The sequence below is a fragment of the Pectobacterium atrosepticum genome (assembly GCF_000740965.1).
Lineage (GTDB): Bacteria > Pseudomonadota > Gammaproteobacteria > Enterobacterales > Enterobacteriaceae > Pectobacterium > Pectobacterium atrosepticum.
This window is the reverse complement of record NZ_CP009125.1, coordinates 3,580,364-3,595,223: the sequence shown is the minus strand read 5'-3', so window position 1 is coordinate 3,595,223 and position 14,860 is coordinate 3,580,364. Positions and strand designations below refer to the sequence as shown.

Here is a 14,860-nt window from a genome sequence, read left to right as displayed (position 1 = left end):
CACTCGCATATAAACCATAATTTATCGCCGTCTGACTAATGAAATATATTAATTGAGGCTTGGCAACTCTGCGTGGGTTGTCATGTTTGTCAAGCTGGTACCCGCATCAGGAGCTGGGATCGCTAAACGGTTTAATAGCTCTCCCATACGTGATGTAATCCGGTATTCGGTATACAAGGCGATGAAGCGAACCTCGACCAGACGGCGTTGTGCGGTGAACAGCTCGTTTTCACTATCTAGCAAGTCCAACAGCGTCCTTTCCCCCAGACCAAATTGCTTCTGATAGGCGGTACGTACTTTCATACTGCGGTCCGCGTATTCAGCGGCAATCGGAACCTGCTGACGGGAGTTGTTTAACGCTGACCAGGCTAGCTTTAGTTCTTCATTCAGCAGGCGAAGGGCATTATTTCGGACATCCTGTGCTTCTTTTACCTGATAGGCTTTGGATTCCATGTTTGCTTTGCTGCTACCGCCTTCATACAGGTTGTAGCGCATCCGCAGCATTGCCTGCCACTCATTGTTTTGGCCGCGTGTCCCGTCAACGTTGCTATCCATTGTGCGAGAGAGTTCAACGTTGAGACGTGGATAAAACGTTGATTTTGAAGTCTCATATTGCTGCTGAGTCGCTTCAATATCCGATTCTGCGGATTTCAATGCTGGGCTGTTCGCCAGCATGATGCGCTGTGCTTCTTCCAACGAGGCGGGGAGTTTTACCGCAGACGTGTCGGGCATCACCAAACTCTCAGGTACTTTCCCCACAACGCTCATATAGTTGATTTTGGCATCATCAAGATTGGTTTTTTCTGTCAGCGTATTGTTGCGTGCTTGTGCCAGACGCGCTTCAGCCTGATCCAGATCGGCTAATCTCCCAACGCCTTGCTCGCTGCGCAGCCTTATTTGATCGTAAATGCGTTCATGGCTTGCAAGGTTGGCTTCTGCCAAACGCACGAACTCCTGACGTTGCAGCACATTGAGATACACTTGAACAGCATCTAACGCCGTAGCCTCACTGGTATTTAATACTTTATAGGCGCGTGAATTGACGGTGGCACGCTGTCTGCCCACTTCGCTGGAGGTAGCAAAACCATCAAATACCGTCTGGCTCAGATTGATACTTGATTCTTGGCGGCTGAGCTCAACGCGCTTATTGATGCTAGCGCGTGTTGAGGGACTATCTGTTTCTTCGCGACCAACACCTGCACTCAGCGTGATGGAAGGAAGGTATCCCCCTTTTGCTGCACGCAAATCGTGTTCGGCCGAAAAACGGCTATTAATAGATGCGCTCACTTCGGGGTGTGTGTAGAGCGTGCTTTTTATTGCTTCTTGGATCGTATCGGCATACGTCGCTGTGGAAAAAATGGTAACAAAAGGTAATAAAGCAAAACGGTATCGATGCATCATCAGCGGTTTTCCTTCACAAAAACTTTATTTGTGATTATTCCTATTAAAGTGTTTGAGTGTTATATAAACGACTAACGAATTTAATTTTTTTTATTTCTTTTATATCAATGAGTTATTTCGTCATTTCTGACGGCCCAATATAAGGGAAATAAAGGTTACTCTAAATGAGTAAAGTTCTGGAAAGAATATTCTGAATTTTTTATTATATCGCTCATTGAGTCAAGCGTTTGACGCATAACAGCAACACTATCGTAGCGTTTTTTTAAATGTCAGGACGACACACAGCAAATCAACTTTATCAGGATGATAGCCAAAATCTATAGCTGCAATATCTCAATATCACAAAAATAATTATAGATATCAAGGGGAAAGAATTTTGAATAGTGTGATTGGCGTCATTAAATTCGTTATTGGACAGGTTTTTATCGTCGCGCTTGATGGGAGCCAGAGACTGCTGGTTGCTGGCGATCGGGTTTACAGCGGTGAAGAAGTGGTGACCGGTGCTAACGGCGCGGTTTCAATCACATTGCCGGATGGCAAGACACTGGATCTGGGGCGTGATAGTCGCTGGAGCGATGTAAGCAGTGCGTCTTCTCAGAAAAATGCGGATGTCACCAATGATGTCGCTGCTATACAAGATGCTATCGCTCAGGGGGCCGACCCAACGCAAGTGCTAGAGGCGACTGCCGCTGGTAATGATAACACTGGCGAAGCAGGTGACGGTGGTGGCGGGCATTTCAATTCAACGGTGGTACTGGGCTTAACGGGTGATGTCGTGACGGCCCCGATTGGTTATGATACGGCAGGCATATCGTTTACTGACAGAGCTTCATCTGTTCTGGATGGCGCAGGTTCATCTACGTTGCTTACTGCCGCAACGGATACTACCGATACCACACCGCCTTCTGTCACCATTACCATCAATAGTGACGGCACAATCAGTTTTGTTTTCACAAGACCCCCCGTCGGTTTTGACCTCAGTGATGTCACTGTAACAAATGGCTCCATAACGAATCTGGTACAAGATCCTAACGATTCTACCCGCTGGACGGCGACATTGACGCCAGCCGCCAATTTTGAGGGAGAAGTCCGTGTCAGCATCCCTGACGGCAGTTACACCGATGCTGCGGGCATTCCTGGCACAGGGGGAAGTGAAGCGGTAACAGTTGATACCTTGCCCCCCGTTGCCTCAATTTCTATCGATAATGTCACGTCGGATAACGTGATTAACGCCAGCGAGTCGGGTCAGACCATTGCGGTGACCGGTAAGGTCGATAACGACGTGAAGGCCGGTGATGCGGTGACGGTCACCGTGGGTACCGAGACCTACCAGACCACCGTCAATACGGATGGCAAAACCTGGAGTGTGAACGTGCCGGGATCAGTATTGGCGACGAACGGTGATGTCAGTGCGACGGTCACCACGCGCGATGCCGCAGGTAATGTCACCATAGCAAACGCTACTCACGCATACGGCGTCGATACCGTGGCACCAACGGCGTCAATATCAATCGATAACGTCACGTCGGATAACGTCATTAACGCGACTGAATCGGGTCAGACGATTGCCGTGACCGGTAACATCGGCAATGACGTGAAGGCTGGCGATGCGGTGACCGTTAAAGTCGGTACCGAGACCTACCAGACCACGGTCAATGCTGACGGCAAGACCTGGATCGTGAATGTGCCGGGTTCGGTGCTGGCCGCCAATGGTGATATCTCGGCCACGGTCACCACCCGTGATGCGGCGGGTAATGTCACCACCGCCAATTCTACTCACGCTTACGGTGTTGATACGGTGGCGCCAACAGCTTCTATCTCTATCGATAATGTCACGTCGGATAACGTGATCAATGCCAGTGAATCCGGTCAGACGATTGCGGTGACGGGTAACGTCGATAACGACGTGAAAGCGGGCGATGCGGTGACGGTGAAAGTCGGTACCGAGACCTACCAGACGACGGTGAATACTGACGGCAAGACCTGGAGCGTCAACGTTCCAGGCTCCGTATTAGCGGCGAACGGTGATGTTTCTGCGACGGTCACCACGCGTGATGCGGCGGGTAATGTCACCACCGCTAATACCAGTCATGCTTACGGCGTGGATACCGTTGCGCCAGTTGCCTCTATCTCTATCGACAATGTCACCAGCGATAACGTGATTAACGCTGCTGAATCCGGGCAGACCATCGCGGTCAGCGGTAACGTCGATAACGACGTGAAAGCGGGCGATGCGGTGACGGTCACCGTGGGCCCCGAGACGTACCAGACGACAGTGAATACCGACGGTAAAACCTGGAACGTGAATGTTCCGGGTTCGGTGCTGGCCGCGAATGGTGATGTGAGCGCGACTGTTACCACCCGCGATACGGCAGGCAACGTCACCACGGCAAACACGAATCACGCTTATGGTGTGGATACGGTTGTGCCAACGGCGTCGATCTCTATTGATGATGTGACATCAGACAACGTCATTAATGCCAGCGAGTCGGGTCAGACCATCGCGGTGACCGGTAACGTCGGCAATGAAGTGAAAGCAGGCGACAGTATTACCGTTAAAGTCGGCACGGAAACGTACCAGACGACGGTGAATACTGACGGCAAGACCTGGAGCGTGAATGTTCCCGGTTCAGTGCTGGCAACCAATAGCGATATCTCTGCGACGGTCACCACGCGCGATCCTGCGGGCAACGTCACCACCGCCAACACGAATCACACTTACTCTGTGGATACGGTGGCGCCAACGGCGTCGATCTCTATTGATGATGTGACATCAGACAACGTCATTAACGCCAGCGAGTCTGGTCAGACGATTGCGGTGACGGGTAAGGTCGATAACGACGTCAAAGCCGGTGATGCGGTGACGGTCACCGTCGGTACCGAGACCTACCAGACCACGGTGAATACCGACGGCAAGACCTGGAGCGTGAATGTGCCGGGAACGGTGCTGGCCGTCAATGGTGATGTGAGTGCGACGGTGACGACCCGCGATACCGCAGGCAATATCACCACAGCAAACGCTACTCACGCCTACGGCGTGGATACGGTGGCACCAACTGCCTCAATCTCTATCGATAATGTTACCAGCGATAACGTGATTAATGCAGCCGAATCCGGTCAGACCATCGCGGTCACCGGTAACGTCGGCAACGAGGTCAAAGCCGGTGATGCGGTGACGGTTACCGTCGGCACCGAGACCTACCAGACCACGGTGAATACCGACGGCAAAACCTGGAGCGTCAATGTGCCGGGATCGGTATTAGCGGCGAACAGCGATGTGAGTGCGACAGTCACCACCCGCGATCCTGCGGGCAACGTCACCACCGCCAATTCTACTCACGCTTACGGTGTGGATACCGTTGCGCCAGTGGCGTCGATCTCTATCGATAATGTGACCAGCGATAACGTCATTAACGCGACTGAATCCGGCCAGACCATTGCGGTGACGGGTAACGTCGATAACGACGTCAAAGCCGGTGATGCGGTGACGGTGAAAGTCGGTACCGAGACCTACCAGACGACGGTGAATGTGGATGGCAAGACCTGGAGCGTCAATGTTCCCGGTTCAGTGCTGGCAACCAATAGCGATATCTCTGCCACGGTGACTACCCGCGATACCGCAGGTAACGTGACCACCGCCAATACCAGCCACGCTTACGGTGTGGATACGGTGGCACCCACTGCGTCGATTACTATTGATAACGTCACGTCCGATAACGTGATTAATGCCAGCGAATTGGGTCAGACGATTGCGGTCACCGGTAACGTCGATAACGATGTGAAAGCCGGTGATGCGATCACCGTTACTGTCGGTACCGAGACCTATCAGACGACGGTGAATACCGACGGCAAGACCTGGAGCGTCAATGTGCCGGGTTCGGTGCTGGCAGCGAACGGTGATATCTCTGCGACCGTCACTACCCGCGATACTGCAGGTAATGTGACCACAGTGAACACCACCCACGCTTACGGTGTGGATACGGTGGCGCCAACGGCCTCGATCTCTATCGATAATGTCACGTCTGATAACGTGATTAACACTGTTGAATCCGGTCAGACCATTGCGGTGACGGGTAACGTCGGCAATGAAGTGAAAGCGGGCGATGCAATCACCGTGACAGTCGGTACCGAGGCCTATCAGACCACGGTAAATACCGATGGCAAGACCTGGAGCGTGAATGTTCCGGGGGCGGTACTGGCGGCGAACGGTGATATCTCTGCGACCGTCACCACACGCGATACCGCAGGCAATGTCACCACGGCAAACACGAATCACGCTTACGGTGTGGATACGGTTGCGCCAACGGCGTCCATTTCTATCGACAACGTCACCTCCGATAACGTGATCAATGCCAGCGAGTCGGGCCAGACCATTGCCGTCACCGGTAAGGTCGATAACGACGTGAAAGCGGGTGATGCGGTGACGGTCACCGTCGGCACCGAGACCTACCAGACCACGGTGAACACCGACGGTAAGACCTGGAGTGTGAGTGTACCGGGAACGGTGCTGGCCGCGAACAGCGATGTGAGTGCGACAGTCACCACCCGCGATCCTGCGGGCAACGTGACTACGGCCAATACCAATCACGCTTACGGTGTCGACACCGTTGCGCCAACGGCGTCAATCTCTATCGACAACGTCACCTCCGATAACGTGATTAATGCCAGTGAATCCGGCCAGACCATCGCGGTGACCGGTAACGTCGGCAATGAAGTTAAAGCGGGCGATGCGGTGACGGTTACCGTCGGCATGGAAACCTACCAGACGACGGTGAATGCGGACGGCAAGACCTGGAGCGTCAATGTGCCGGGATCGGTATTAGCGGCCAATGGCGATATCTCGGCCACGGTCACTACACGCGATACCGCAGGCAACGTCACCACCGCCAACACGAATCACGCTTACGGCGTCGATACGGTGGCGCCCACCGCGTCGATTACTATCGATAACGTCACGTCCGATAACGTGATTAATGCCAGCGAATCGGGTCAGACGATTGCGGTGACGGGTAACGTCGATAACGACGTGAAAGCCGGTGATGCGGTGACGGTCACCGTGGGCACCGAGACCTACCAGACCATCGTGAATACCGACGGTAAAACCTGGAGCGTCAACGTACCGGGATCGGTGCTGGCTGCGAACAGCGATGTGAGTGCGACCGTGACGACCCGCGATGCGGCAGGCAACGCCACCACGGCGAACACCACTCACGCTTACGGTGTCGATACGGTGGCGCCCACCGCGTCGATTGCTATCGATGATGTCACCTCGGATAACGTGATTAACGCCAGTGAGTCCGGGCAGACGATTGCGGTGACGGGTAACGTCGGCAATGAAGTGAAAGCCGGTGATGCGGTGACCGTTACTGTCGGCACCGAGATCTACCAGACCACGGTGAATACCGACGGTAAAACCTGGAGCGTGAATGTGCCGGGATCGGTGCTGGCTGCGAACAGCGATGTGAGTGCGACCGTGACGACCCGCGATACCGCAGGCAATATCACTACTGCCAATACCAGTCATGCTTACGGCGTCGATACGGTTGCGCCAGTTGCCTCTATCTCTATCGATAATGTCACCTCGGATAACGTGATTAACGCTGCTGAATCCGGTCAGACCATCGAGGTGACGGGTAATGTCGGCAACGAGGTCAAAGCGGGCGATGCGGTGACGGTCACCGTCGGCACCGAGACGTACCAGACCACGGTGAATGTGGATGGCAAGACCTGGAGCGTCAACGTTCCGGGAACGGTATTAGCGGCGAACAGTGATGTTTCTGCGACCGTGACCACCCGCGATCCTGCGGGCAATGTCACCACCGCCAATGCCAGCCACACGTACGGCGTCGATACGGTGGCGCCAACAGCTTCTATTACTATCGACAATGTCACGTCGGATAACGTGATTAACGCCAGCGAGTCGGGTCAGACGATTGCGGTCACCGGTAAGGTCGATAACGATGTGAAAGCCGGTGATGCGGTGACCGTTACTGTCGGCACCGAGACCTACCAGACCACGGTGAATACCGACGGTAAAACCTGGAGCGTGAATGTGCCGGGATCGGTGCTGGCTGCGAACAGCGATGTGAGTGCGACCGTGACGACCCGCGATACCGCAGGCAATATCACTACTGCCAATACCAGTCATGCTTACGGCGTCGATACCGTGGCACCCACCGCGTCGATTACTATTGATAACGTCACCTCCGATAACGTGATTAACGCCAGTGAATCCGGTCAGACCATCGCGGTGACGGGTAATGTCGATAACGACGTGAAAGCGGGCGATGCGGTGACGGTCACTGTCGGCACCGAGACCTACCAGACCACCGTCAATACCGATGGCAAGACCTGGATCGTCAACGTGCCGGGTTCGGTGCTGGCCGCGAATGGTGATGTGAGTGCCACTGTCACCACACGCGATACCGCAGGCAATGTCACCACGGCAAACACGAATCACGCTTACGGTGTCGATACGGTTGCGCCAACGGCGTCCATTTCTATCGACAACGTCACCTCCGATAATGTGATTAACGCCAGCGAGTCGGGTCAGACGATTGCGGTGACCGGTAACGTCGGTAATGAAGTGAAAGCCGGCGATGCGGTGACGGTAAAAGTCGGCACCGAGACCTATCAGACCACGGTGAATACCGATGGCAAGACCTGGAGTGTGAATGTACCGGGAACGGTGCTGGCCGCCAATGGTGATGTCAGTGCGACGGTCACCACGCGCGATGCGGCGGGCAATGTCACCACGGCCAATTCTACTCATGCTTACGGTGTGGATACGGTGGCACCCACTGCGTCGATTACTATCGACAATGTCACGTCCGATAACGTGATTAACGCCAGCGAGTCTGGTCAGACGATTGCGGTCACCGGTAACGTTGACAATGACGTGAAAGCGGGTGATGCGGTGACGGTCACCGTCGGCACCGAGACGTACCAGACGACGGTGAATGTGGACGGCAAGACCTGGAGCGTCAATGTGCCTGGATCGGTATTAGCGGCCAATGGCGATATCTCGGCCACGGTTACTACACGCGATACCGCAGGCAACGTCACCACCGCCAACACGAATCACACTTACTCTGTGGATACCGTTGCGCCAGTAGCGGCGATCTCTATCGACGATGTCACCTCCGATAACGTGATTAATGCCAGCGAATCGGGTCAGACCATTGCGGTGACCGGTAACGTCGGCAATGACGTTAAAGCCGGTGATGCGATCACCGTGAAAGTCGGTACCGAGACCTACCAGACCACCGTCAATACGGATGGTAAAACCTGGAGCGTGAATGTTCCGGGCTCGGTGTTGGCTACCAATAGTGATGTCAGTGCCACGGTGACGACCCGCGATGCGGCGGGCAATATCACTACCGCCAATACCAACCATGCGTACGGCGTGGATACCGTGGCGCCAACGGCATCCATTACTATCGATAATGTCACGTCGGATAACGTGATTAATGCCAGCGAGTCGGGTCAGACCATCGCGGTGACGGGGAATGTCGATAACGATGTCAACGCGGGCGATGCAGTCACCGTGAAAGTCGGTACCGAGACCTACCAGACCACGGTGAATACCGATGGTAAAACCTGGAGTGTGAATGTGCCGGGTTCGGTATTAGCGGCCAATGGCGATATCTCTGCCACGGTGACGACCCGTGATACCGCAGGCAATGTCACCACGGCAAACGCTACTCACGCTTACGGCGTCGATACTGTTGCACCCACCGCGTCGATTACTATTGATAACGTCACGTCGGATAACGTGATCAATGCCAGTGAATCGGGGCAAACCATCGCAGTCACCGGTAAGGTCGATAACGATGTGAAAGCCGGTGATGCGGTGACGGTTACCGTCGGCACCGAGACCTACCAGACCACGGTGAATACCGATGGCAAGACCTGGAGCGTCAATGTACCGGGTTCGGTGCTGGCAGCGAATGGTGATGTCAGTGCCACGGTCACCACGCGCGATCCTGCGGGCAACGTGACCACGGCGAATACCAGTCACGCTTACGGCGTCGATACGGTGGCGCCAGTGGCGTCGATCTCTATCGACGATGTGACGTCCGACAACGTCATTAATGCCAGCGAGTCGGGTCAGACCATCGCGGTGACCGGTAAGGTTGATAACGACGTCAAAGCCGGTGATGCAATTACGGTAAAAGTCGGTACCGAGACCTACCAGACGACAGTGAATACCGACGGCAAGACCTGGAGCGTCAACGTACCGGGATCGGTGCTGGCCGCCAATGGTGATGTGAGTGCGACCGTGACGACCCGCGATGCGGCAGGCAACGCCACCACGGCGAACACCACTCACGCTTACGGTGTCGATACCGTTGCGCCAACGGCGTCGATTACCATTGATAATGTGACGTCGGATAACGTGATTAACGCCAGCGAATCGGGCCGGACGATTGCGGTGACCGGTAACGTTGACAACGACGTCAAAGCCGGCGATGCGATCACTGTTACTGTCGGTACCGAGACCTACCAGACTACGGTGAATACCGACGGTAAAACCTGGAGCGTGAATGTGCCGGGTGCGGTGCTGGCGGCGAACGGTGATGTGAGTGCGACGGTCACCACGCGCGATACCGCAGGCAATGTCACCACAGCAAACGCTACTCACGCTTACGGCGTCGATACGGTGGCACCCACCGCGTCGATTACTATTGATAACGTCACGTCGGATAACGTGATTAATGCCAGTGAATCCGGTCAGACCATCGCCGTTACCGGTAAGGTTGATCACGACGTCAAAGCCGGTGATGCGGTGACGGTTACCGTCGGTACTGAGAGCTACCAGACCACGGTGAATGTGGATGGCAAAACCTGGAGTGTGAATGTGCCGGGTTCGGTGCTGGCCGCCAATGGCGATGTCAGTGCCACGGTCACGACCCGTGATACCGCAGGCAATGTCACCACCGCCAATTCTACTCACGCTTACGGCGTAGATACGGTGGCGCCAACGGCGTCAATCTCAATCGATAATGTGACCAGCGATAACGTCATTAACGCGACAGAGTCCGGTCAGACGATTGCGGTGACGGGGAAGGTCGATAACGACGTCAAAGCCGGTGATGCGGTGACGGTGAAAGTCGGTACCGAGACCTACCAGACCACGGTGAATGTGGATGGTAAAACCTGGAGCGTGAATGTTCCGGGCTCGGTGCTGGCTGCGAACAGTGATGTGAGCGCGACGGTTACCACCCGCGATACGGCAGGCAACGTGACCACCGCCAACACGAATCACACTTACTCTGTGGATACGGTTGCGCCAACGGCGTCAATCTCTATCGACAACGTCACCTCCGATAACGTGATTAATGCCAGTGAATCCGGCCAGACCATCGCGGTGACGGGTAACGTCGATAACGACGTTAAAGCGGGCGATGCAGTCACCGTAAAAGTCGGAACCGAGACCTATCAGACCACCGTCAATCCTGATGGCAAGACCTGGAGCGTCAATGTTCCCGGTTCAGTGCTGGCCGCCAATGGTGATGTTTCTGCGACGGTCACCACCCGCGATCCTGCGGGTAACGTGACCACCGCCAATACCAGCCACGCTTATGGCGTCGATACGGTTGCGCCAACGGCGTCCATCTCTATCGACGATGTGACGTCAGATAATGTGATTAACGCCAGTGAATCCGGCCAGACCATTGCGGTGACCGGTAAGGTTGATAACGACGTCAAAGCGGGCGATGCGGTGATGGTGAAAGTCGGTACCGAGACCTACCAGACAACGGTGAATACCGACGGCAAGACCTGGAGCGTCAATGTTCCGGGAGCTGTTCTGGCAGCGAATAGTGATGTGAGTGCCACTGTCACCACGCGCGATCCTGCTGGCAATGTCACGACCGCCAATACCAATCACGCTTACGGCGTCGACACCGTTGCGCCAACCGCGTCCATTACTATTGATAACGTCACGTCCGATAACGTGATTAACGCAGCCGAATCCGGCCAGACCATCGCGGTGACCGGTAAAGTCGATAACGACGTTAAAGCGGGCGATGCGGTCACCGTAAAAGTCGGTACCGAGACCTACCAGACCACGGTGAATGTGGATGGCAAAACCTGGAGTGTGAATGTGCCGGGATCGGTGCTGGCAACGAACAGTGATGTGAGTGCGACCGTTACCACGCGCGATACTGCCGGCAACGTGACCACCGCCAATACCAGTCATGCCTACGGCGTCGATACCGTGGCACCAACGGCGGCGATCTCTATCGATAATGTCACCAGCGACAATGTGATTAACGCTGCTGAATCCGGCCAGACGATTGCGGTGACCGGTAAGGTCGATAACGACGTGAAAGCGGGCGATGCGGTGACGGTCACTGTGGGCACCGAGACCTACCAGACCACGGTGAATACGGATGGTAAAACCTGGAGTGTGAATGTGCCGGGAACGGTGCTGGCCGCCAATGGTGATGTCATTGCAACGATCACGACCCGTGATACCGCAGGTAATGTCACTACAGCAAACGCTACTCACACTTACGGTGTGGATACGGTTGCTCCGGTGGCTTCTATCGTTATTGATAATGTGACCAGCGACAACGTGATCAACGCCAGCGAGTCAGGGCAAACCATCGCCGTGACCGGTAAGGTCGATAACGACGTCAAAGCCGGTGATGCGGTGACGGTTACCGTGGGGACCGAGACCTACCAGACGACGGTGAATACGGATGGCAAAACCTGGAGCGTCAACGTTCCAGGTTCGGTTCTGGCTGCGAACAGTGATGTCAGTGCGACGGTCACCACCCGTGATACCGCAGGCAACGTCACGACCGCTAACTCGCACCATGCTTACGGTGTGGATACTGTGGCGCCAGTGGCGTCGATCTCTATCGATAATGTGACCAGCGATAACGTCATTAACGCGAACGAATCCAAACAGACGATCCCTGTTACTGGAAAGGTCGGCAACGAGGTCAAAGCCGGTGATGCGGTGACGGTCACCGTTGGCACCGAGACTTACCAGACCACCGTCAATACTGACGGAAAAACCTGGAGCGTGAATGTTCCGGGTTCTGTGCTGGTGAGTAATAGTGATATTAGCGCCAGCGTGACCACGCGCGATGCAGCGGGGAACGCTACCACGGCGAACACCCATCATGCATACGCTGTGGATACCATCGCTCCAGAAATTGATATTACGAATTTTGCCGGTAACGATGGATATGTCAGCCAGAGTGAGTCGAAAAATACCCTAGTCAGTGGCACCAGCAACGAGAATACGGTTGATCTGGTCTTTACTGATGTGAATGGTAAGTCGGTTACGCTGCATGACGTGTCAGTGACAAACGGCAAGTGGCAGACGAATGTCGATCTAAGCACGTTAGCGGAAGGCAAGATTACCGCAGGGGCAACGGCGACCGATGCGGCAGGTAATCAAGCCCATGATAACAGCCAAGCGATCATGGATATTACGCCGCCAGTTGCACATAACAATACGGTGTCGGGTGCGGAAGATACACCGCTACATATTGGTTGGAGCGATCTGGGCGTATCGAGTGATACCACAAGCATCGTGATTTCGTCTCTGCCGCCAGCCAGCGTTGGTACGCTCTATTTTAACGATAGTGGGAGTTGGAAAGCGGTCGCCGCAGGCCAAACCTTTACGGCGGGTAACACCGATCTACGCTTTACGCCAGTGAGTAATGTCTCTGGTGCATCGCTGGGTGACATTGCTTACAGACCTGTCGATAGTGCAGGGAATACGGGCGATAAAGCCGCGTTGCATATTGGTATTACGCCAGTTGCCGATGCGCCAGTCGTGAGCCTGAACACCAGTAGCGGTACCACGACGCCAGCCTCTGCGGAAGTTATTAAGGTGAATGGGGGAAGCGCTAACGGTGGTTTTGACGTGCAGAACGGAAAAATCGTCGCGGTCGGCAACGGTGTCCGCGTCTGGCTGACCGAAGGGGATTCGGCGCCTACCGTGGTCGGCACCGGAAAGGTGGCGTATTACAGTCAGGGCAATACCAGCGGCGACGGTAGTTACAGCGATATCTTCGTTGTGCACTCTAACAGCGGCTATTTTTATCGGCAGAGCGACTGGGCGGCCGATCGCAAGGATCACCGCGATTTGGATTCATTCAACGGCAACCGGACCAGTAACGGCAGCAACGCGCATTCTGACTACATTTTCGTCATCAAGGAAACGGGCTACACCTATAACGCGACCAACAGTACGAACAACAATGCGAACACGTCGGTCAACACTCTGGATGGGTTGAAGGTTAATTATACCGATAGCAGTGGTAAATCAGGCTCGTTTACGAATCAGGTTAGCAACAATATTGAAGGCGTGATTTACAGCGATGGTTCGACGTATACCCCCGGAACCAATAGCGCGACGGTGGAAAAAGTACCCGGTCAGGCGGGAAAACAGACCTATACGCTCGATGTTTCAGCCGCACTGACCGACCGTGACGGTAGCGAAACGCTGTCGGGGATTAGGTTGACGGGGATCCCGACGGGAACGGTGCTGACTGACCAGATCAACAATGTGAAGTATACCGTCGGCGCCGATGGTTCGTATCTGATTCAAAATGCGCACAATGCTCAGACGCTGGCCGGGAAGATTACGCTTGAGGTGCCAGCCGATGCGGGTAAATTGAATGTCGTGGCGCAGGCAACATCGACAGAAATAGGCAACCACGATACGGCAACAGGTTATTCGACGGAAGGCGCTGAGCAGTATGGATTGAGTGTCGGTGCGGCGGGTAATGACACTATATCCGGCACGTATAACGATGATGTTCTGTTCGGCGATGTCGTGTCGTTCCCTAATACCGATGGTAGCGGCATCGCTGCCTTACAAAACTACATCGGTAAGCAGCTAGCTATGCAAACGGGCGTACCGACCACGAAGGACATGCATAACTATATCGAGTCGCATAGTGCTGAGTTTGATCTCTCGTCAGCCAAAGGGGGAAATGACATCCTCAACGGCGGCGATGGGGATGACATCCTTTTCGGCCAGGGTGGAAATGATACCCTCTACGGTGGTGCGGGGAATGACCTGCTCTACGGCGGTAGCGGAGACGACATCCTGATTGGCGGCGCAGGGAGCGATACGCTCATCGGCGGGGCCGGCGCGGATACCTTTAAGTGGCAGGCTGGTGATATCGGCAATGATGTGATCAAAGACTTTAATGCCAAAGAGGGTGACCGGATTGATTTAAGCGATCTGGTTGGCGAACTGGAACAAGGAACTGATATCAGCCGCTATATTCGCATCACGGATAGTCATGGCTCGCCGACGATTGAAGTTAGCACTGCGGGGAACTTTACGGCGGATAAAGGCGGAACGGTTGCGGTGTCGATTACGTTGGAACATTATAACGGTGCATTACCGTCGCTGGAGAGTCTGGTCAGCAAACCTGAACCATCTAGCTGATAGAAAAGGGAAAAAGGAGCCTATTTGGCT

The 14,860-nt window shown here is 54.6% G+C and carries 2 protein-coding genes; one reads left to right on the top strand and one right to left on the bottom strand.

Annotated features, from left to right (window positions below; genetic code table 11):
- Positions 1-48: 48 nt before the first annotated feature.
- Positions 49-1,401, bottom strand: coding sequence for a TolC family outer membrane protein (locus GZ59_RS15815; RefSeq protein ID WP_011094785.1), 1,353 nt, complete (start codon positions 1,399-1,401; stop codon positions 49-51).
- 376 nt (positions 1,402-1,777) lie between these two features.
- Between GZ59_RS15815 and GZ59_RS15810 the strand changes: the two genes are divergently transcribed.
- Positions 1,778-14,830, top strand: a complete 13,053-nt coding sequence (locus tag GZ59_RS15810; protein WP_039293104.1) for an Ig-like domain-containing protein — start codon at positions 1,778-1,780, stop codon at positions 14,828-14,830.
- The last annotated feature ends 30 nt before the right edge of the window (positions 14,831-14,860 follow it).

Excerpts from the sequence above, each read along its gene's own strand:
- GZ59_RS15815 (WP_011094785.1), bottom strand. The coding sequence starts at position 1,401 with ATGATGCATCGATACCGTTTTGCTTTATTACCTTTTGTTACCATTTTT.